This is a genomic window from Parvibaculum sp., from assembly GCF_049651025.1.
Lineage (GTDB): Bacteria > Pseudomonadota > Alphaproteobacteria > Parvibaculales > Parvibaculaceae > Parvibaculum.
The window spans coordinates 1-18,800 of sequence record NZ_JBASBH010000042.1 but is presented as its reverse complement, the minus strand read 5'-3'; the positions used below and the strand labels follow the sequence as shown (position 1 = coordinate 18,800).

The window sequence follows — 18,800 nt, the reverse complement described above, 5'->3', positions numbered from 1 at the left end:
GGCTGCATCATGATGCGCAAGTGCCATCTGAACACCTGCCCTGTCGGCGTCGCAACGCAGGACCCTGAACTCAGGAAGCGTTTCGTCGGCATGCCCGAGCATGTCATCAACTACTTCTTCTTCGTCGCCGAAGAAGTGCGCGAGATCATGGCAACGCTCGGCTATCGCACCTTCAACGAAATGATTGGCCAGATCCAGATGCTCGACAAGCGCAAGCTCGTCGATCACTGGAAGACGCAAGGCCTCGACTTCACGCGCCTCTTCCACAAAGTCGATGTGCCCAAGGATGTCTCGATCTACAAGAGCGAGAATCAGGCGCATAACATCGAGCATGTGCTGGACCGCAAGCTGATCGAGCTCTCGCGCGAGGCGATCAAGGCAAAGAAGCCGGTGCAGATCGAGATGTCGATCGGCAATACCGACCGCACGGCAGGCGCGATGCTTTCCGGCGTCATCGCAAAGGCCTATGGCCATGCGGGCCTGCCCGAAGACACGATCCATGTGAAGTTCAACGGCACTGCCGGGCAGAGCTTCGGCGCATGGACCGCGCATGGCGTGACGCTCGAACTTGAAGGCCAGGCCAACGACTATGTCGGCAAGGGTCTTTCGGGCGGACGCCTCATCGTCTACCCGCCCGCCAATACACGCATCGTGCCGGAACACTCGATCATCGTCGGCAACACTGTGCTCTATGGCGCGATCAGCGGCGAATGCTACTTCCGCGGCGTCGCGGGCGAACGCTTCGCCGTCAGAAACTCCGGCGCCATCGCGGTCGTCGAAGGGACGGGCGACCATGGTTGCGAATATATGACCGGCGGCATTGTCGTCGTGCTTGGACAAACGGGCCGCAACTTCGCAGCCGGCATGTCGGGCGGCATCGCCTATGTGCTGGACGAAGACGGCATGTTCGAAAAGCGCTGCAACATGGCGATGGTCGATCTCGAACCCGTCGAAGCAGAACTCGCGCTTATGGAGAAGCTGCACCATCAGCGCGGCGATCTTGAAAGCCACGGCCGCGTTGACGTCATGTCCGACATGACGCGCTTCGATGCCGAGCGTCTGCGCCAGCTCATCGAAAACCACGCCCGCTACACAAACTCCGGGCGCGCAAAATCGATACTGGCAAACTGGAGCGCCATGCTGCCGAAATTCCGCAAAGTGATGCCGGTCGAATATCGGCGCGCCTTGAAGGAAATGGAACGGGCGCAGGAAATGAGCGCTCAGACGATCGCAGCGGCGGGAGAGTGAATTGGGAAAGATAACCGGCTTTCTGGAAATCGACCGGCAGGATCGCAAGTACCTGCCAGCGTCCGATCGTATCCGTAACTTCAAGGAGTTCGTGATCCCGCTCGGCGCCGAAGCCGTGCGCGATCAGGCGGCGCGCTGCATGGATTGCGGCATCCCCTACTGCCACAATGGCTGCCCGGTGAACAACCAGATCCCCGACTGGAACGATCTCGTTTACCGCGACAACTGGCAGGAGGCGCTGCGCAACCTCCATTCGACAAACAACTTCCCGGAGTTCACGGGCCGCATCTGCCCGGCACCCTGCGAAGCCTCCTGCACGCTGAACCTCAACGACAATCCGGTCACCATCAAGACGATCGAATGCGCCATCGTCGATCGCGGCTGGGTTGAAGGCTGGATCAAGCCGGACGTGCCCGCACACAAGACTGGCAAGAAGATTGCCGTCATCGGTTCGGGGCCTGCCGGCCTTGCCTGCTCGCAACAGCTTGCCCGCGCAGGCCACGACGTTCATCTCTTCGAGAAGAACGCCAAGGCCGGTGGTTTGCTGCGCTACGGCATTCCGGACTTCAAACTCGAAAAGCACACCATCGACCGTCGCGTGACGCAGATGGAAGCCGAAGGCGTGACCTTCCACTACGGCGTGAATATCGGCGTCGACAGACAGGCATCCGAACTGGTCGGCGAATTCGATGCGGTCGTCCTGTCAGGTGGCGCGGAACATGCGCGCGACCTGCCCATTGAAGGCCGCGACCTTCGCGGCGTGCACTTCGCCATGGATTTCCTGCCGCAGCAGAACCGCCGCGTCTCGGACGAACCGCTGATGAATGTCGAACCGATCCTTGCAGGCGGCAAGCACGTTATCGTCATCGGTGGCGGCGACACGGGCTCGGACTGCATCGGCACATCGTTCCGTCAGGGCGCTGTTTCGGTGACGCAGCTTGAAATCATGCCGATGCCCCCGGAAAAGGAAAACAAGCTCCTCACCTGGCCCGACTGGCCGCTGAAGATGCGTACCTCGTCAAGCCAGGCTGAAGGTGCCGCGCGCGACTTTGCCGTGATGACGCGACGCATCATCGGACACGAAGGCAAGGTGAAAGCCATCGAATGCGTGCGCCTCGACGACAAGATGCAGCCCGTTCCCGGCAGTGAATTCGAGTTGAAGGCCGATCTCGTGCTGCTCGCCATGGGCTTCGTCTCGCCCGTGCATGAGGGCATGCTGAAGGAGCTTGCCGTCGAACTCGACAAGCGCGGCAACGTGGCCGCCGACACGGCAACCTACAAGACCAGTCTCGACAAGGTCTTCGCCGCAGGCGACATGCGGCGCGGCCAGTCTCTGGTCGTCTGGGCGATCCGTGAAGGCCGCCAGACCGCACGCGAAGTCGATCTCTTCCTGATGGGCGAGACCACACTTCCCCGCTGAGAAGGTCATTTTCTGACGTAAAGGCTCCCGGTTTGACCCCCGGGGGCCTTTTTGTCGTGGTTTCATCCGCATTACGCGCATTGGCGGACAACGTCGCTGGACATAATCATGCGGGACGCCTTCACTACGGCATGATCTGAGCCTTGGGGGACTTTGCGTCATGCCATCTCGTTTCCACGCCGGAATTGGGCTGAGGGTGCTCGGCTTCCTTTGCGTTTGCCTTCTCGTCGGCGCCGCAGTCGGCTTTGTCGCGCTGAAGCAATATAGAAACGTCGCGAATGAGTTGTCGCTGGAAACGGCGCGCCGCACGAGCGACTTTGCCGACACACTCAAGACCCAGATTGTTCGCAACACCTTCTCAACCCTCCACGCCATGTCGGGTTTCCAGCGTGTTCGTGGATTGAACGCGAAAGATTGCAGCGACGTTGCCCTCTTCTTCCTTGAAAGCTCGATCGGCTACGCGAATATCGGCTCGGTCTACCCTGACGGCAAAATTTATTGCGCGGCGCGTCCGGGCGATGCCTCGCAAAACATGAAAGGAATGTCGTGGTTCGACGAGGCCATGGAGACGGGCGAATTCACGATGGGCAATTATCTCATCAGCCCTGTCACGCATAACGGCATCGTCGTTTTTTCCCTGCCGCTAAAAGGGCCGGATGGTAAAATCGAGCAGGTGCTCGCCCTCACGCTCGAAACCGATTACCTGAAAGAAATCGTCAATCTGCCGCATTTGCCCGCAGATTCCTCGATAACGGTCATCGACAAGTCGGGCAATGTTCTCGTCACCACCGAAAATAGCGGCATGCGCGTGGGCGAAAATATCGCCCACTGGGATGTCGCCAGACGCGCCATGACGGCGGAAGAAACCTTCGTCATGGAGAGCAAAGGCTTCGACAAATTCGCCCACCTCTTTGCCGCCACTTCCTCGCGCGTCAGCAATCAGGCGATGCCGGGCGCCGACAAGGCCACGATCCGCGCCATGTCCATCATCATCGGCATTCCCGCAAGCCGCGTCGCCGCGACAGTGATCAAGCCCATCCAGTCATCGGGCATCGCGATCGGCATCGTCTTCACGATCATTCTGATCGGCACCTATTTTTTCATCAGGGGCACGGTGCTGCGTCCCATCGAAGCCATTCAGGCGGCAGCCAAGCGTTTGACCCTTGGCGATCTCACCGCACGCGTGAAACTGAAACCCCGCTCCGACGAAATCGGCGCGCTCGCGACTGCCTTTGACGCCATGGCAACATCGCTCGCCACACGCGAGGCAGAGCTTCGCCGCAGCAATGAAAGGGTAAAGCGCATCTTCGATACGGAGCCCGCCTGCGTGACCCTGCTCGATCACAATCTGAATGTGCTCGACGTAAATCGGGCCGGGCTGGAAATCATCGGCGTCGACAGCGTGGACGCCATACGAGGCAAGCCTCTGTCTCCCATGGTCGTTGAAGAGGATCGCGACCGTTACAAAGAGCACGTCAATTCCGTGCTCAACGGCGCGACGCATTCAACCACCGTCCAGATTGTCGATCAGAAAGGCAAACACCGCTGGCTGGAAATCCACGCTGCGGCCATACAACTCGTCGATGACGGCCCCTCCGCCTATATCTCCATCGCACGCGACAAGAGCGACGAGCTTGCCACGGCGGCCCAACTCGTTCAGGCGCAGAAGATGGAAACCGTCGGTCGCCTGACAGGCGGCGTCGCGCATGATTTCAACAATCTGCTCACCGTCGTTATGGGCAATGCCGAAATCCTGAGCGAACAATTGACCGACAGGCCGGAACTCGGAAATCTCGCCCGCATGATCGAGACGGCCGCGCAGCGCGGCGCGGAGCTTTCTCATCGCATGCTCGCCTTTGCGCGCCGTCAGGTCCTGCGCCCCACCGAACTCGACGTGAATGCGCTGGCGACCCGCATGGTCGACATGATGGGCAGAATTCTGGGCGAAGATATCCGCATCCATATCGATCTCGACGACAAGCTCTGGTTTGTCGCCGCCGATCCCGCGCAGATGGAATCGGCCATTCTCAATCTCGCCATCAACGCGCGCGATGCAATGCCGGATGGCGGCGTCCTGACCATCGAGACCACCAACACGGAGCTTGATGCAGACTATGTGGCACGCAATCCGGAAGCGGCTGAAGGCGCGTATGTGCTGATCGCGGTTTCGGACTCCGGAAGCGGCATGTCGGCAGACGTGTTGAACCGGGCGTTCGATCCCTTCTTCACGACCAAGGAAGTCGGCAAGGGAAGCGGCCTCGGCCTCAGCATGGTCTATGGTTTCGTCAAGCAATCGCAAGGCCACATCAAGATCTACAGCGAGAGTGCCAACGGCACGACAGTGCGCATCTACCTACCCCGAAGCGTCGGCAACCAGGCCGAGAGCGATATCGTCGCCGAAAATCCGTCAGGCGCGACGACCGGCTCGGAAATAATTCTCGTGGTCGAGGATGAGGAGGCGGTGCGCGTCTATGTTGCCATGCAATTGCGCGCGCTGGGCTACACCGTCATAGAAGCGATAGACGCCAACGCCGCGCTCGCCGTCCTCGCAAGCGGCACTGAAATAGACCTGCTCTTCACCGACGTCGTACTGCCCGGCGGCATGAACGGACGCCAGCTTGCCGACAGCGTCAAAAAGACGAAGCCCTCGCTCAAGGTGCTCTACACGACCGGCTATACGGAAAATGCCGTTGTCCATCACGGCAAGCTCGACGCTGGCGTCGAATTGCTGAGCAAGCCATATCGCCGTGCCGAACTCGCAAGGCATGTGCGAAAAGTCCTCGATAATGGCTGACGATCAAAAACTAGACTACGGTACATTTACATATTAGGGTCCGCGCCAAAATCAGGAGAGCAGACCTTTGATACGGACAATCGAGCAGCGCACCTTCGAAACCCTGGTGAAGGATTTCGGGAGCACATTCAACCAGCCGGGCTTCTCGCTGGAAGAGCGGACACGCGCCGCAAAGGCCGGTGACAATGAAGCCGCGGACATGGTGGCCGCTGCCATCGTCCGCATCGCCTTCATCACGCCAACCGTCGCCGTCGCCCTCATGGACGACGTGACACGCGGTTGGTTCGATCTCGCACCCGAGGCGCTTGCGACGCCGCAGCAGCAGCGCGCGAACCTTGCCGAACTCTCCGAACCCGGCGCGCTGGGCGATGCCTTCTGGAACGACTTCTGGGGCTTCGTCTGCGATCCCAACCCATCCACAGGCGGCGACGAAATCACCGCCCGCGTTGCCTCGCTTGCCGCCAATCGCGCCGCAGGCTTCAACGAGCATGCCGAACGGGCCGTCAAAACGCATCCGGGCGCCATCGATGCCGCGCACCGGGATATGCCGCCGCGACTGACGCTCGAAACACTTGGCCGTCAGCCCGAGGGTTCGCTCGGCCACGACTTCTATCGCCTGATCGTCGACAATAATTTCAATCTCGAAGTTCTCGACCGTGAGGCAATCGGCCTTGCCAACCTGTCGCCCGCGCTGAGCTACCTCAATACGCGCATTCTCCAGATGCATGACGTCTGGCATCTTGTCGGCGGCTATCGCACGACAGTGCTGCAGGAGATTGGCATTTCAGCATTTCAACTCGCGCAATTCGGGCACGATTATTCCGCCATGTTGATTGCCACGGCGGTAGCGGCCTCGCGCTTCAAGGCACCGGAAGGCTTCAACCTTATCATGCAGCTCATCGCCGAAGGCTGGCTGCACGGTCGCCAGATGCCCGCCTTCATGGCCATCGACTGGGAGAGCGAGTGGCACCTTCCGATCACGGAAATCCGCGCCCGTCATGGCATCTCGGCTTTTGAAAGCATCTTCCCCGCCGATCTCATCGAGCAGGTGCGCGACGCGGCTTGATTTCAGCCGCGCTCGCCGTCTTGCGGGCCACGCAAAATCTGTGCGCCCCGCTCGTTCACATGCGCGGTGGGAAGATCGCTCCATTTCGCATCGCGCATTCGAACCACCCAGCCGCGAACCACCTCGACCGGCTTTGACAGCCCGTTCTTCTCCATCTGCTCGTTCCAGGTCGTCACCACGGCAACCACCGTGTCCTGCACCGGCCCTACGCCAAAGCCGTTCACCACGGTCACAAGTTGCGCGCTGTTGAAAAGCAGCAGCATGAAGACAGCCACCCACATGGCGCGGATGAAACGCCCGACATTGCGCCGCGTTTCAGCCTCGCGCGCCATGCCGATCACGGTGACGGTTTCAACTTCCGCTTCCGCCTCACGATTTGTTTCGATCAGATCGAGCATGGCATCCTCAGAACTGGAAGTAGATGAAAGGCGCAACGCCCTCTGGCGCCAGCGCCCAGATCATGAGAATGCCGGAGCCCAGAAGCAGCCCGAGCGTGAGCGATGGCAGCGAGCGCAAACCCAATGCCAACTCGCGTCCGAGATCGCGCGGCGTGAACTGGAACAACATGCCGAGCGCGACGAGACCGACAAGAAATGGCGTGACATGTTCATTGGCCGCCGACCAGTTCGCAAAGCCCTTCAGATAATCCCAGGCGGTCGGAAAATCGCTGGCGCGGAAAAATATCCACGCAAAACAGACAAGATGAAACGTCCACACGACGCCGACGACATGCTGCGCGAAGTTACCTGCACGCCCAAAAATGCCCGGCTCATCACTATGCGACGGCACGAATTCATCGAGCTTCGTCCGCGCCCAGCGCTCGAAACCAAGCATGGCGCCGTGAAACGAGCCCCAGAAAATAAACGTCCACGCCGCGCCGTGCCACAACCCACCGAGAAACATGGTGAGAAAGAGATTGCGATATCTCTGCGCTTCGCCATTTCGGTTGCCGCCAAGCGGAATGTAGAGATAGTCGCGCAGCCAGGTGGAGAGCGATATGTGCCAGCGCCGCCAGAAATCCTGCAGGCTCGCCGCGCGATAGGGCTGGTCGAAATTCGGCAGAAAGCGATAGCCAAGCAGAGCGGCAACGCCGATGGCGATATCGCTATAGCCTGAGAAATCGCAATAGATCTGGATCGCATAGCCATAAATGCCGACCAGCAGATCGAGCGCGCCGACCGCCGTGGGATCAAAAAACACCGGATCGACAAGCTCGGTCGCAAGATAGTTGGCGATCACCATTTTCTTGGCGAGGCCCGACAGGATCAGCACCACGCCCACCGCAACATGTTCACGCGTCAGCCGCGCCGGCGCATGAAGCTGCGGAAGAAAATCGGCAGCGCGCACGATGGGTCCAGCGACGAGCTGCGGAAAAAACGATTTGAACAGCATCACATCGAGAAGCGAGCGCTCGGCCTTGATGAGCCCGCGATAGACATCGACGACGTAGGAAATGCCCTGAAAGGTGAAGAAGGAAATGCCGATCGGCAGGATGATTTCCAGAAAGGGCAGATCGCGCTGCAGCCCGAGCGAGGTCAGCATGCCGTCGAGCGATGTTAGGAAAAAATCGTAATACTTGAAGAATGCGAGCACGCCGAGATCGACGGCGACGGTCGCACCGACGATGAACTTGCGCAAACCTGCGCGCTCCGTCCGGCCCAGCGCCAGTCCGCCCAGATAATTGACAAGCGTCGTGCCGAACAGAAGAAGCGTGAAGCGCCAGTCCCACCAGCCGTAAAAGAAATAACTCGCGCCAACGAGAAACCATTTACGCGGGTTCGGCGTCCAGCGCATGCCCCAGCTGACCGTGAAAACGATCAGAAAGAAAATTCCGAACTCGATTGTCGGAAAAAGCATGCGTTGGTCAGCCCCGGTTGCGCCCATAACGGAACGCGCCGGAAACCTGACTCAAGGATTCCAGCGCGATCATGCCACCAAGGAGGGCCTTGACGGCTTGTCCCAATATCGGACAGCCACCGAAAAAGCTCAATCTTTAGCTGGACTTATGGTTAACGCCCGAGCCTGTCTTGACGCTGTCAGAACATCAGCGAGAAAGTCGCCGCCGCTTGATGCGACGTGAACTTGCTGCCGAGCTGACCGGTATATTCAAGCGAAAGACGCGAGTAGCCCCCAACGACCGAAACGCCCGCGCCGACGAAAGGCACGTCCTTGTCGAGCGTCTCGCCCTGCAATGAGAAGGACGGGCCACCCGCCACGAATTTCCCCTGGGCTTCGCCGCGCGCTTCAAGAAGCTCATGCGAAATACCACCGCGCACGAACGGTGCGATCTTCGTATCGCCGCCAAAAATACCCGTCACGCGAAGCTCTGCATTGGCGCGAAGCGACTGGAACGAATTGGAATCGATCTCCAGATCGACGCCCATACCGCCGCCGCTCTCCTTGAATGCTTCCTGCTGAAGAAAGGTATAGGACGCGCCGACAGACGGGCGGACTGCAATCGGACCCCAAACTGCCGAATAGCCAACCTGGCTGGAAAGGCCAGCCTGATAGCCCGACCAACTCGCGCTGGTGTTGCGCGAGATAGCCGCGACCGTGACATTGCGATAGGCCTCGTAGCTGTTCCAGCCGAGCGCACCGAACGTATCCCAGAAGAGCGGGCCTCTGTTCATGGAGCGATAGACCTGGATCATCGTCGACTGGCTGAGGTTGTCCTCGGTCGCCCTGCCCGTCGAGTAGTTCATTGCCGAATAAGTCAGAGCGCCGCCCCAAACGTCGCCATCCCTGTCGCGGGAATCGTAGCCGAGGGCGAGCGTGTAGAGATTGCCGCTATAGGACAGCGAATCCGTGCCGCCCTTTCCTTTTTCAGATGACACGCCCTGCTGCGCCCAGAAACCTGCGCCACGGAACTTCTTGGAACGCAGATTGCCGCCATAGCCGACGCTCTGCTCACTCGTACGCAGAAGATCCAGTCGGTCGCTGACGATACCAGCCGTCACATCCTGAACACGGATCGCCTGCTGCTCGCGCGCACCACTGAGGTCCGGCAGAAGCTGGGCATAAGCCGCCCGCACTTCGTCCTCGGTCGCGAGATTGCCGACGGCTACGCCAAAAGCCGTATCGGCCACCAGGGCGGTCGGCGCAGCGTCATAGATTGCTGCGACATTGCGGCTGAGGCCCAGTTGCGCGGCCGTTTTGCGCGACAGCGTGACAACAAGATCGGCACCCGCATTGGCCAGATCAACCGCCGCATTGTAACCGGCGCCGATGCCGCCAATGACCAGACCGGATGTGTCACCAGGCGTGTCCAGAGTAAGGCTCCCGGTCGTCTCGGCCAGCGTGATCACCGCCGTGCCCGAACCGAGATAAGAAGTAAGCTCGATGTCGACGATCGCTCCGTCATGAAACGTTGCCGCACCGGCCTTCAATATGCCGCCTTGCGTGCCCGCCACTGCGTCATAGGTTGCGGAAAAAATGGCGCCGGAATTGAATACTGCCGTCGTCGCATCGAAGTCACCCGCACCGGCCTGGAATGTCGCTCCCGAACCGGCGTTGAGATCAAGAGTGCCTGCATTTGTCAGTATGCTGCTCGCCTTGAGAACGGCAGTGCCACTCAAGTTGAAAATACTGGTAGCGCCATCCACCTCGATGTTGCCGGCAATCGCGCCGCCCGTTGCTTCGAATGTGTAGTTGCCGTCACCAAGCAGAATATCGCCTTTGATGGTGCCGGCATTCTTCACGGTCGTATTCGCAGTTGCCGAATTGAGATCGAGCGCGATCGCTCGACCCGTCGCGGTGGTCGCCGTCGTGATGATGCCCTTCTCGCCGTTGTCGATTGTCGTCAGCATACCGGATAGATCGCGAATGGCCGTCGCTGTCGTACCGTCACTGGACGAGGTGGCAAGAATCGTTCCCGTATTCTTGATTTCATCCAGCGTACCCGCGGCGTCGATATCGATGGCATATGCATCGCCGCCTACCGTTCCGCTCGTCGTTGCTTGAATGGCGCCGCTATTGTCGATCGTGTTCACGGTCGCATCGGCACCGATGCGAACCGCTGTCGCCGTCGATGCTGTCGTGGCCGCTGCGACGGCTGCACTAATGGTCCCGGTGTTGACAAGGCCCGTGGTCGCGCCGTCGCCAAGCGTGACGAACTGGCCGATATCTATGGCTGTCGCATCTGCGTCGACCGAGGTCGCCCTTATGACGCCCTTTTCATTATGAATACCGCTCAGCGTCACGCTGTTTACAGCGTCCTGACCACGAAGGCCGAGCGCAACCGCGGCCGCCGTTGCGTCATAGCCGTTGGCAAGAATGCTCCCGCTATTGTGGAGCGAATAAGCAAGCGCAGGCGTGGCGTCATCGACATTGCCGATCGTCACCGGCGCACCATTCGTCTCGATGAGAACGGCAAAGGGATTGGTCGCCGAGGCCGTGGTGGTGATCGTGCCCGTATTGTCGATACCGGTTCCGAGGTCAGCCTCGACATGGATCGCCGGACCACCGCCTATGGCCGCAGTCGTTACCGCGCCGGTGGCGTCTTTGACTTCCGCTGTACCGGTGGTGATGGTGCCCGTGTTCTTGATACCGCCCGTCGTCGCTACTGCCGCAGAAATGCCGACCTGATCAGCCGCCACCGCCTTGATCGTGCCGGCATTGGTCACCGATGCCGCACCGCTATCGATGGTGATGGCAGGATCGGTGGCGGCCGCACCCAGTGTGACTGACGCACCCACCTCGACAATCACGCTGCCCGGGGTGCCATTTTCTGCCGTCGATGTGAAAATAGGGTCGGTGATCGTCGTCCCGTTCGGGATAGTCAGATCATCGGCCCGGGTAAGACTCGTCGTGCACATAAGAGCCGCGACCGCAGCCAATGAAATGCCGACGCCGCGACGCGAATTGCGCCGAACGGCAAACGAAAATGACGTCACGTGAAGCCCCCCGAATATGTCTAGAACCCTAGAAACGAGAGTTTCACGATATTCCGTCGCAGGTAAACCGACTATTTTACCAAGCCACCAGAGGACCCGGCCGGACCAGTTCAAGATAACGCGAGAAAAATTAGCATAGTCCATAGCTACGGTTCGCACCGCCCTGCTTCATATGCGCCCATCAAATCAGTCCAGAGTGCCGCACCGGCGCGGCGGGCGCCTTCCGATCTCAGGTGAACGTGATCGGGCCAGGCGAGTGGCGGGGTGGCGCGCACCCATTGTTCCATGCCGCAGGCCGACCCCATGACGCGGGAACTGTCGAAAAAGGCAGCGCCTGTCCTCTGCGCAACCAGCCTCTGCACTTCGCGCAAAGGCCCGAGCTTCAGCGGCGTCGCCCAGCCATCGCCACAGGTTTTTACGTCACCCGGCCTCGCGCGCCGCGCGCCATCGAAGGAGCCGAGTACGGCAATCGATGCCTCCGGCGCGAGGCGCTTCAGGCGCTCGATCAAGGCTTCAAAGCGGGCCGCATAGGCCTTGATGTCGAGCCGGTCGTTGAAGCCCTCATTCGTGCCATAGCCGAGCATGATGAGATCGGGCGCAAGCCGTCTGACCTGTTCATCGACAATGGCGGCGTCCCAGTGGTCGATGACGTCAACGGTTGCGCCGGAGATACCATAGCTGTCATAGCGAATGCCGGGCTTGCCCGTAAGCATCGCCCAGCCAAGCAAAGCGATCGGCCCGTCGCCCGCCGGCGAAAGAGAAACACGATGCGCCGCCGCAGCCGGGACGTGCAGCCGCACCAGACCCGGCAATGCATTCCGCGTCGAAAGACGCAGCGGCGCCGCATCGTCGATCCGCAGCAGCAGCGATCCGCTTGCAGGCTCGCCCACAGCGTCGATTTCGACGGCGTTGATCTCGCGCGCCGTCTGCAGCTTTATTTCTGCGGCCGTGCTCGCCGACGAGACACGAAAGCCCGCGATACCGAACGGGCCGTCCGCGCTCGCTTTGAGACTGGACGCCACATCCCATGGTCCGCTCATCGTGACCGAATAGGACTGCGGCGCGTAATAGGGATAGGCCACCCCCGGCGGCAATCCGCGACCCGCATCGCCAAACTCCGCCTGCCAGCGCGCGCGCAATACGCCCGTCATATGGTCAAGCGCGATGTGGCTGTCGCCCAGATGCAGGATATTGACGGGCGTTTTCCGCCGACCCGATTTTACCGCATCAAGCGCCGTATAAAACTTCTGCAGTCCGGGCGGCGGCGCAACTTCCGGGCAATTCGGTGCCGCAGCACAAGCTGAAATCAAAGCCGGAAAAACGAAAAGGATGCCGACACGCCGCCAGCTTGCAAGCCGCGCCATTCGCATCGCGACGGTCATGCACTCAGCGCGTGACCTCACTCCAGCGCCAGTCGTCGCTACGGCCAGGACGGCCTTCCGCCACATCATATATTTGCGCCTTCAATCCAATCGAGGCCGCCGACTTTGGTTGTGCTTCCGCTGCAGCGCTGGAAATAATGCCCGTTGAAGCGCCGGCAGCCACGACGCCGCTGTCCACATCGCGCAGGATCGTGTCGCGGACCGCGTGCGCAAGCAGATCATAGCCTTCCATCGTGAAATGGATGCCGTCTTCCGCCCGCAACAGCCGCTTGCGGCCCGACGTATCAAGTCCGTAAGCAGAATATTTTCCGTCCTTGTCGGCAACGAGATCATGGGTCGGCACGAAAATGATGCCGTTTGCCACCGCGCGCTTTTCAAATATCGCGCTGAAATTTTCCATGTCGCTCTCGAAGGTGGCGCCGCGCATGACGGGCAAACCCACCCAATAGATGCGCGCGCCTGACGCCTTGAGCGTCACCGTGAAATCATCGACGCGCGCCTCGTAAACTTCGCGCCACTTCGGGGTGAAGAGAGCATGGCGTGCGCCATCTTCGACAATCGTCTGCCGGTCATTCGTACCCATGATGATGACGGCAATGTCGATATGCGTTTCTGCGGCGGCCTCGCGCACGCCTTCGCTCCAGTCGAAATAGTCCTTGCGCACGAACCCCGTCGCAACGCGCGACTTGCGGATAACGTTGAAGCGCTTGTCCTTCCGCAAGGTGTGATAAAGCCCGGCCCATAGGCCATCGCCAAGCGAGTCGCCGAAGACGACGACGTTGTAGCGCGTCTTCGCCGCCTGTTCTTTGGGCTCAGCGGGAATGGCGGCTTGAGCAGGCGCAGCAACCGGCGCCGGAACAGGTACTGGGGTCGTGGTCGTCAATGCGGCTTTCGACACGGGTGCGGGCGGCACCTGCAAGGCCGAAGGCGCAGCAGCGAGATCGGGCGGTATCAGCGACAGAGGCTTTGCCGTCGCGCCACCGGCAAAAAACACCAGCGAAAGCGCCGCAAGAAAGATGCGCAGGAAAACTGCCCCAGCCACACGGCCCCCGATAAATTTCAAACGTGCAGAAATGGCTCTGCGACAATCCCCATTGCAGACACCATGCCCCGAAAAATGCGCGGCAAACGCACCAAAACGGGACAAATCCACTCTATCGAAGTATCAAAGCGCTGCCAATCGGCTCAGCTTGCGTGGCGCAAAAGCTCGGACACCACCCGCTCGAGGTCCTTGAGCGAGGCGCAGGTCTTGGCCGTATCGCAATAGGGCTGCAGGCGGCGCATTTCGCTATCGCCCGAATTCCACATGCTTTGCGGCTCCGGATTGAGCCAGATAACGCGACGGGCGCGGGCATGGATCTTCTTCAGAATATCCCCGCGCGGATTGCCGTAATTGGATCGCGCATCGCCGAGGATCAGCACAGTGGTACGGTGATCGACATCGTCAAGCGCAAGGCGCTCGAAATCGACAAAGGCCTGACCGTAATCTGTCGAGCCGCCGCCATGCTCGCGAAGCGCGCTGGTGATCGCCTCTTCGATCTTGCGCGTCGTTTCGAACATCTGCGTCGTCTCGCCGAGCTGCCCCGAAAAAGCGAAGGAGCGCACGCGCGGCAGCACTTCCTGAATGCTGTAGAGAAACATCAGAAGAAACCGCGCGACCTGCGCCACCGATCCTGACACGTCGCAGATCGCCATCACTTTCGGGCGGTCGATCTTTTTCTGTTTCCAGATTGTATGGAAGAGAAGCCCGTCATATTCGATATTGGCGCGGATCGTACGGCGTACATCAAGCTGTCCGCGCCGATCGACCTTCTTGCGTCGCGAATGCAGCGCAACGAGGCGCTTGGCCATCTTGGCGACGAGAACGCGCATGATCTTCATGTCCCGCGCGTCAATATTGCCGAGCCGCACCTGACTCAGAACTTCCTCGCGAAGCTGCCGCCCGGCATTTGCCGTGAATATCTCAAGCTGCTTTTCGACATAGTTGCGAACGTCCTCGCGCAACTGGTCGCGAAGCCCGCGCAATGTGTCGGCCCGCGCCTGCTCGCCACGATCTTCGCGCCGCTCGATCTCGTCCTGAAGCTCGTTGAGCCCCATCATCTCCATCATGCGCCGCACATACATGCCGCGCTGCGTGAAAAGCCTGATCCGGTTGAGTTGTGCCTGCCGCGCAGCCTCCGCAAGCGCTATTTGCAATGCCGCCTGATCGCCGCCTTCAAGCATTGAAACGAGATCTTCCGCGCTCGGCGCATCGCCGCCCGGCTCGCCCTCCATGCCGCCGCCGCCCGGTCCGGGCATGCCACCGGACTGGCCCTGCTGCGGCGAGCCTTCGCCACCTTCGCTCTGCTCCTCGCTCTCGCCAGAGTCCTCGCTCGCCTCGCCGGGCTTGCGCGACTTGAATTGGTCGAAAGCGAAGAAACGGTCGAAGGTCTCGCGAAACGCCTGCTTTTCATCCTCGCTCTTGGCGAGAACCTGCGAAAGCCCATCGCGCAGAACATGCCGATTGCCGAGACCCACAAGGTCCATGACATTGCCGGCATCGATCGATTCCGACGTCGAAACGCGCACATCCGCCGCCCGCAACGCGCGGATGAAGTCGCCCAGAACTTCGGTCATGGCAGCACTTCTCTCATGGCTCAGCCCGCGACTTGCAGCGCCTTGGTCGTCAGCGCGTTGATCTCGGAATCGACATTCTCGATATCGTCCTGGAACTTCAGCAGCACGTTGAGCGTGCGGCGGACGAGATCGGCATCGAGTTCACGCGCATGGAGCAACACAAGCGTCCGCGCCCAGTCGATGGTCTCGCTGACCGCTGGCTGCTTCTTCAGGTCCAGTTCGCGCAAGCCTTGCACGAAAGCGACGAGTTGCTTGCGCAACCGCTCTTCCACTTCCGGCACGCGCGAGCGAATGATCCGCTGTTCGAGCGCCGTATCGGGGAACGGAATATAGAGATGCAGGCAGCGGCGCTTCAGAGCGTCGCCAATCTCGCGCGTATTATTCGAGGTCAGGAAAACGATGGGCGGCGTGCGCGCCTTGATCGTTCCAAGCTCGGGGATCGAAATCTGATAGTCCGAGAGAATTTCCAGCAGGAAGGCTTCAAACTCGTCATCCGACTTGTCGAGTTCGTCGATCAGCAGCACCGCTCCGCCCGGCTGCCACAACGCCTTCAGAAGCGGACGAGGCTCCAGAAATTCCTCGCTGAAAAACGTATCGTCGAAATCATGCAGGCGCGAGATCGATTCTTTCAGCCCCTGCGCGCCCGCCATCAGATCGCCGAGCTTCTCTTTCAGCACCTGCGTATAGAGAAGCTGCTTGCCGTACTTCCACTCGTAAAGCGCCTTGGCCTCGTCAAGCCCCTCATAGCATTGCAGACGGATCAACGGCTTTCCGACCAGCTCCGCCGTCGCCTTGGCAAGCTCGGTCTTGCCGACGCCGGGAGGCCCCTCGACCAGCAAAGGCTTCTGCAAGCGCTCAGCGAGAAAAATCGAGGTCGCAATCATCGAGTTGCAGATATATCCGCTCCGCTCGAAGCCCTGCTGAATGGAGGCGATGGTGGATTCCGCACCGCCTTCGTTCAGCCTTGAATTGTCCTTGTTCAATTTCGTTCGAGGGGCATTTTACGCCGCCCCTTCCCTGCTTTATTCGGTTCCAATTGGGCTATAGGGTAGCACTTACAAAAATTCCGCAAGCACAAACAGAAACTCTTCAAAGGAGCGAAATATGGCGGCCATCAACGAAGTCGGCGATCTGAGCATTGAGGGCGAGGTAGCCGTCCTTACCTTGAACTCGCCGCCGGTCAACGCGCTCTCGGCGCCCGTCCGCACCGCAATCAATGACGGCATCAAGCAGGCGCTCGACAATCCGGCCGTCAAGGCGATTGTGCTGATCTGCGAAGGCCGCACCTTCATTGCAGGCGCCGACATCACCGAGTTCGGCAAGGCCCCCTCGGGTCCGAGCCTTTTCGATGCGCTCGACATGATCGAAAACGCCTCCAAGCCCGTCGTCGCCGCGATCCACGGCACGGCGCTCGGCGGCGGCCTCGAAGTGGCCCTCACCTGCCATTACCGCGTCGCGGTTCCCGCCGCAAAATGCGGCCTGCCGGAAGTCAATCTCGGCCTGCTGCCGGGCGCTGGCGGTACGCAGCGTCTGCCCCGCATCGTCGGCGCTGAAAAGGCGCTCGAAATGGTCACCTCGGGCAGCCATGTCGGCGCGAAGTCGGCCAAGGAAATGGGCCTCGTCGACGAACTGACCGAAGAAGGCAAGCTGCGCGAAGGCGCCATCGCCTTCGCCAACAAGATCGTCGCCGAAAAGCGTCCGCTGAAGAAAGTGCGCGATCTGTCTGAAAAGATGGAAGCAGCCCGCGCTCACCCGGAACTCTTCGCGAATTTCCGCAAGGCGAATGCCCGCAAGTTCCGCGGCTTCCTCGCGCCGGAATACAACATCCAGTGCATCGAAGCTGCCGTGAACCTTCCCTTCGCGGAAGGCATCAAGGTCGAGCAGAAGCTCTTCCGCGAACTCGTCACCGGCACGCAGTCGGCTGCGCAGCGTCACGTCTTCTTCGCCGAGCGTCAGGTCTGGAAGCTGCCGGACGTTCCCGCCGACACGCCGCAAATTCCCGTGAACACGGTCGGCATCATCGGCGCCGGCACCATGGGCGGCGGCATTGCAATGAACTTCCTCAATGCAGGCATCCCCGTCACCATCGTGGAGACGAAGCAGGACGCGCTTGATCGCGGCCTCGGCGTCATCCGCAAGAACTATGAGAACACGGCCAAAAAAGGCCGCATAACGCAGGACGATGTCGAAAAGCGCATGGCTATGCTGAAAGGCACGCTCGCACTTGACGACCTGAAGGACAGCGACCTCATCATCGAAGCGATCTTCGAGAACATGGACGTCAAGAAAGACGTCTTTGGCAAGCTCGACAAGATCGCAAAGCCCGGTGCAATCCTGGCGACAAACACCTCGGCCTTGAACATCGACGAGATCGCAACGGCGGTAAAGCGCCCGGAAGCCGTGATCGGGCTCCACTTCTTCTCGCCCGCAAACGTCATGCGTCTTCTCGAAGTCGTGCGCGCCGACAAGACCTCGAAACCGGTCATCGCCACCTCGATGGCAATTGCCAAGAAGATCGGCAAGATCGCAGCACTCGTCGGCGTCTGCCCCGGCTTCGTCGGCAACCGCATTCTGGCCCAGCGCCAGCGTGAAGCGCAGAAGCTGATCCTCGAAGGCGCGCTCCCCTGGGACGTGGATCGCGTGCTCTACGACTTCGGCTTCCCCATGGGCCCGTTTGCCATGTCCGACCTTGCTGGCCTCGACATCGGCTGGTCGAAGGAAAAGTCGAAGGGCGAGACGATCCGTGATCGCCTTTGCGAAATGGATCGCCGCGGCCAGAAGACGAGCGCGGGCTTCTACGACTACGACGAAAACCGCAATGCGAAGCCGTCGAAGATCACCGAAGACCTCATCCTCGAATTCGCCGCGAAAAAGGGCATCAATCGCCGCACGATTTCCGACGAGGAAATCATCGAGCGCTGCATCTATCCGATGATCAACGAAGGCGCGAAGATCCTCGAAGAGGGCAAGGCGATCCGTGCTTCCGACATCGATATCGTCTGGATCAACGGTTACGGCTGGCCCGTCTATCGCGGCGGCCCGATGTTCTATGGCGACACCATCGGCCTCGACAAGGTGCTGGCCAAGATGAAGCAGTTCGAAGCCCAGATGGGCGCAGACTTCAAGCCCGCCAAGCTCCTCGAAAAGCTCGTTGCCGAAGGCAAGGGCTTCAAGGACCTCTGAGCGGTTCGATTTGCGATAGAATATACGGGGCGGCCCAACAGCCGCCCCGTTTTGCTTCGACGATGCACCATGCGCCCCGCATGAATTCCGGGAGACTCAAATGACGATCCGCCTCTACGAACTCGTCACAGCCGATGGCCGCGCGATAAGCCCCTTTGTCTGGCGCATAAAATATGCGCTTGCCCATAAGGGTCTCGAC

At 60.2% G+C, this 18,800-nt stretch carries 12 protein-coding genes; 5 read left to right on the top strand and 7 right to left on the bottom strand.

Annotated features, from left to right (window positions below; genetic code table 11):
* The 4 genes from WA943_RS05485 to WA943_RS05470 form a co-directional block, all read left to right on the top strand.
* On the top strand, positions 1-1,248 hold a 1,248-nt coding region (locus WA943_RS05485), incomplete at its 5' end, for a glutamate synthase-related protein (RefSeq protein WP_424468844.1).
* A gap of 1 nt (position 1,249) precedes the next feature.
* Positions 1,250-2,668 (top strand): glutamate synthase subunit beta, encoded by a 1,419-nt coding sequence (locus tag WA943_RS05480; protein ID WP_424468843.1) that lies wholly within the window; start codon positions 1,250-1,252, stop codon positions 2,666-2,668.
* A 160-nt stretch (positions 2,669-2,828) separates the two neighbouring features.
* Positions 2,829-5,462: an ATP-binding protein gene (locus WA943_RS05475; RefSeq protein WP_424468842.1), complete on the top strand. Its 2,634-nt coding sequence runs from the start codon at positions 2,829-2,831 to the stop codon at positions 5,460-5,462.
* A gap of 67 nt (positions 5,463-5,529) precedes the next feature.
* Complete coding sequence (locus WA943_RS05470) at positions 5,530-6,528, top strand: Coq4 family protein (protein WP_424468841.1); 999 nt, start codon at positions 5,530-5,532, stop codon at positions 6,526-6,528.
* 2 nt (positions 6,529-6,530) lie between these two features.
* Here the strand turns inward: WA943_RS05470 and WA943_RS05465 are convergent, their stop codons facing one another.
* The 7 genes from WA943_RS05465 to WA943_RS05435 form a co-directional block, all read right to left on the bottom strand.
* Positions 6,531-6,926, bottom strand: coding sequence for a hypothetical protein (locus WA943_RS05465; RefSeq protein ID WP_424468840.1), 396 nt, complete (start codon positions 6,924-6,926; stop codon positions 6,531-6,533).
* 7 nt (positions 6,927-6,933) lie between these two features.
* Positions 6,934-8,385, bottom strand: coding sequence for an MBOAT family O-acyltransferase (locus WA943_RS05460; RefSeq protein WP_424468839.1), 1,452 nt, complete (start codon positions 8,383-8,385; stop codon positions 6,934-6,936).
* Positions 8,386-8,564: 179 nt separating this feature from the next.
* A complete protein-coding gene (locus WA943_RS05455; RefSeq protein ID WP_424468838.1) occupies positions 8,565-11,420 on the bottom strand; it encodes an autotransporter outer membrane beta-barrel domain-containing protein in 2,856 nt (951 codons plus the stop codon).
* Positions 11,421-11,566: 146 nt separating this feature from the next.
* The gene (locus WA943_RS05450; RefSeq protein WP_424468837.1) at positions 11,567-12,802 is read right to left on the bottom strand and encodes a GDSL-type esterase/lipase family protein; all 1,236 of its coding nucleotides are present in this window, start codon (positions 12,800-12,802) and stop codon (positions 11,567-11,569) included.
* A gap of 4 nt (positions 12,803-12,806) precedes the next feature.
* On the bottom strand, positions 12,807-13,844 hold the full coding sequence (locus WA943_RS05445; protein ID WP_424468836.1) for a DUF459 domain-containing protein: 1,038 nt from the start codon (positions 13,842-13,844) through the stop codon (positions 12,807-12,809).
* Between the two features lie 143 nt (positions 13,845-13,987).
* Positions 13,988-15,418 carry a VWA domain-containing protein gene (locus WA943_RS05440; protein WP_424468835.1) on the bottom strand — a complete coding sequence of 477 codons (1,431 nt, stop codon included), beginning with the start codon at positions 15,416-15,418 and terminating at the stop codon, positions 13,988-13,990.
* 20 nt (positions 15,419-15,438) lie between these two features.
* Positions 15,439-16,380: an AAA family ATPase gene (locus tag WA943_RS05435; protein ID WP_424468846.1), complete on the bottom strand. Its 942-nt coding sequence runs from the start codon at positions 16,378-16,380 to the stop codon at positions 15,439-15,441.
* Between the two features lie 151 nt (positions 16,381-16,531).
* On the opposite strand from WA943_RS05435, the gene WA943_RS05430 reads away from it, so the two are divergent.
* The gene (locus WA943_RS05430) at positions 16,532-18,601 is read left to right on the top strand and encodes a 3-hydroxyacyl-CoA dehydrogenase NAD-binding domain-containing protein (RefSeq protein WP_424468845.1); all 2,070 of its coding nucleotides are present in this window, start codon (positions 16,532-16,534) and stop codon (positions 18,599-18,601) included.
* Positions 18,602-18,800: the final 199 nt, after the last annotated feature.

What these genes read in the sequence shown, in the direction of transcription:
- WA943_RS05450 (WP_424468837.1), bottom strand. Translation starts at nt 12,802, where the DNA reads ATGACCGTCGCGATGCGAATGGCGCGGCTTGCAAGCTGGCGGCGTGTC.
- WA943_RS05475 (WP_424468842.1), top strand. Translation starts at nt 2,829, where the DNA reads ATGCCATCTCGTTTCCACGCCGGAATTGGGCTGAGGGTGCTCGGCTTC.
- WA943_RS05460 (WP_424468839.1), bottom strand. Translation starts at nt 8,385, where the DNA reads ATGCTTTTTCCGACAATCGAGTTCGGAATTTTCTTTCTGATCGTTTTC.
- WA943_RS05440 (WP_424468835.1), bottom strand. Translation starts at nt 15,418, where the DNA reads ATGACCGAAGTTCTGGGCGACTTCATCCGCGCGTTGCGGGCGGCGGAT.
- WA943_RS05465 (WP_424468840.1), bottom strand. Translation starts at nt 6,926, where the DNA reads ATGCTCGATCTGATCGAAACAAATCGTGAGGCGGAAGCGGAAGTTGAA.